Annotated in this window: 2 rRNA genes; both read left to right on the top strand. The window is 50.3% G+C overall.

Annotated elements, in window-relative coordinates:
- Positions 1-2,632 (top strand): 23S ribosomal RNA (locus L9P87_RS17795); the annotation flags it as partial.
- 186 nt (positions 2,633-2,818) lie between these two features.
- Positions 2,819-2,934: ribosomal RNA gene (rrf, locus tag L9P87_RS17800) — 5S ribosomal RNA — on the top strand.
- The last annotated feature ends 24 nt before the right edge of the window (positions 2,935-2,958 follow it).

A 2,958-nucleotide genomic window follows, 5' to 3' on the forward strand; every position in this document is an offset into this window, starting at 1 on the left:
ATAGCAGACGCGTTAGTGGAATGATCTGGAAAGTTCAGCGATACAGGGTGATAGCCCCGTACACGAAAACGCGACTGTGGTACTAAGCTTGCGACAAGTAGGTCGGGACACGAGAAATCTTGACTGAATATGGGGGGACCATCCTCCAAGGCTAAATACTCCTAGCTGACCGATAGTGAACCAGTACCGTGAGGGAAAGGCGAAAAGAACCCCGGAGAGGGGAGTGAAATAGATCCTGAAACCGTATACGTACAAGCAGTGGGAGCAGACTTGTTCTGTGACTGCGTACCTTTTGTATAATGGGTCAGCGACTTAATGTCTGTAGCAAGGTTAACCATTTAGGGGAGCCGTAGGGAAACCGAGTCTTAATAGGGCGAATGAGTTGCAGGCATTAGACCCGAAACCCGGCGATCTATCCATGGGCAGGTTGAAGGTTGAGTAACATCAACTGGAGGACCGAACCCACCTATGTTGAAAAATGGGGGGATGACTTGTGGATCGGAGTGAAAGGCTAATCAAGCCGGGAGATAGCTGGTTCTCCTCGAAATCTATTTAGGTAGAGCGTCGTATATTACCCACGGGGGTAGAGCACTGTTTGGGCTAGGGGGTCATCTCGACTTACCAACCCCATGCAAACTCCGAATACCGTGGAGTAGCAGTACGGCAGACACACTGCGGGTGCTAACGTCCGTAGTGGAAAGGGAAACAACCCAGACCGCCAGCTAAGGTCCCAAATATCAGTTAAGTGGGAAACGATGTGGGAAGGCTTAGACAGCTAGGAGGTTGGCTTAGAAGCAGCCATCCTTTAAAGAAAGCGTAATAGCTCACTAGTCGAGTCGGCCTGCGCGGAAGATGTAACGGGGCTCAAACTGATAACCGAAGCTGCGGATACTCATTTATGAGTATGGTAGAGGAGCGTTCTGTAAGCCGTTGAAGGTGAACTGTGAAGTTTGCTGGAGGTATCAGAAGTGCGAATGCTGACATGAGTAACGATAAGGGGAGTGAAAAACTCCCCCGCCGGAAGATCAAGGTTTCCTGCTCAACGCTAATCGGAGCAGGGTTAGTCGACCCCTAAGGTGAGGCAGAAATGCGTAATCGATGGGAAACAGGTTAATATTCCTGTACTTCTATATAGTGCGATGGAGGGACGGAGTAGGCTAGGCCAGCGCGGCGATTGGTTGTCCGCGTTTAAGGTTGTAGGCTGGGGGTTTAGGAAAATCCGGACCCCTAAGGCTGAGAACTGATGACGAGCTCTTACGAAAGTTCGAGTGAAGTGGTTGATGCCATGCTTCCAAGAAAAGCTTCTAAGCTTCAGCTATATAGGAATCGTACCCCAAACCGACACAGGTGATCAGGTAGAGAATACCAAGGCGCTTGAGAGAACTCGGGTGAAGGAACTAGGCAAAATGGCACCGTAACTTCGGGAGAAGGTGCGCCGCTGATGGTGATGGAATTTACTTCCTAAGCTATCGGTGGTCGAAGATACCAGGTGGCTGCAACTGTTTATTAAAAACATAGCACTCTGCAAACACGTAAGTGGACGTATAGGGTGTGACGCCTGCCCGGTGCCGGAAGGTTAATTGATGGGGTTAGACTTCGGTCGAAGCTCTTGATCGAAGCCCCGGTAAACGGCGGCCGTAACTATAACGGTCCTAAGGTAGCGAAATTCCTTGTCGGGTAAGTTCCGACCTGCACGAATGGCGTAATGATGGCCACGCTGTCTCCACCCGAGACTCAGTGAAATTGAATTCGCAGTTAAGATGCTGTGTACCCGCGGCTAGACGGAAAGACCCCGTGAACCTTTACTATAGCTTGGCACTGAACTCTGAACATATCTGTGTAGGATAGGTGGGAGGCTTTGAAACCGCGTCGCTAGATGCGGTGGAGCCAACCTTGAAATACCACCCTGGTATGTTCGGCGTTCTAACTCGGGTCCCTTATCGGGATCGAGGACAGTGTCTGGTGGGTAGTTTGACTGGGGCGGTCTCCTCCCAAAGAGTAACGGAGGAGCACGAAGGTACGCTAATCCTGGTCGGAAATCAGGAGGTTAGTGCAAAGGCATAAGCGTGCTTGACTGCGAGTCTGACAAGACGAGCAGGTACGAAAGTAGGTCTTAGTGATCCGGTGGTTCTGTATGGAAGGGCCATCGCTCAACGGATAAAAGGTACTCCGGGGATAACAGGCTGATACCGCCCAAGAGTTCACATCGACGGCGGTGTTTGGCACCTCGATGTCGGCTCATCACATCCTGGGGCTGAAGCCGGTCCCAAGGGTATGGCTGTTCGCCATTTAAAGTGGTACGCGAGCTGGGTTTAGAACGTCGTGAGACAGTTCGGTCCCTATCTGCCGTGGGCGTTGGAGAATTGAGAAGAGCTGCTTCTAGTACGAGAGGACCGAAGTGGACGAACCCCTGGTGTTCCGGTTGTATCGCCAGATGCATTGCCGGGTAGCTACGTTCGGACGGGATAACCGCTGAAAGCATCTAAGCGGGAAGCCTCCTTCAAGATAAGTTCTCCCTGAGGGTTTAACCCTCCTTAAGGACCGTTGAAGACTACGACGTTGATAGGTCAGGTGTGTAAGTGCTGTGAGGCATTGAGCTAACTGATACTAATTGTCCGTGAGGCTTGACCATATAATCCAAGTGATTGAACTCTTGTTGCAAGATAAGAGATGTGTCAAGTAACTGATTTGATTCGATATACCGGATTGAAACAAGATTGAACAACGTGTTTTAAGACACAGGCTATTTTATCTTCTTATTTAGAGACTACGAGCAGTGCTTAAGCACCTAAGACTCCGAACGCTCTAACACAGTTTGTCTGACGACCATAGAGAATTGGAACCACCTGATCCCATCCCGAACTCAGTAGTGAAACGATTCCTCGCCGATGGTAGTGTGGGGTTTCCCCATGTGAGAGTAGGTCATCGTCAGGCTTTTATTCTAAGACCCCGTAAGCT

The organism is Sinobacterium norvegicum, assembly GCF_923077115.1.
GTDB lineage: Bacteria > Pseudomonadota > Gammaproteobacteria > Pseudomonadales > Sinobacteriaceae > Sinobacterium > Sinobacterium norvegicum.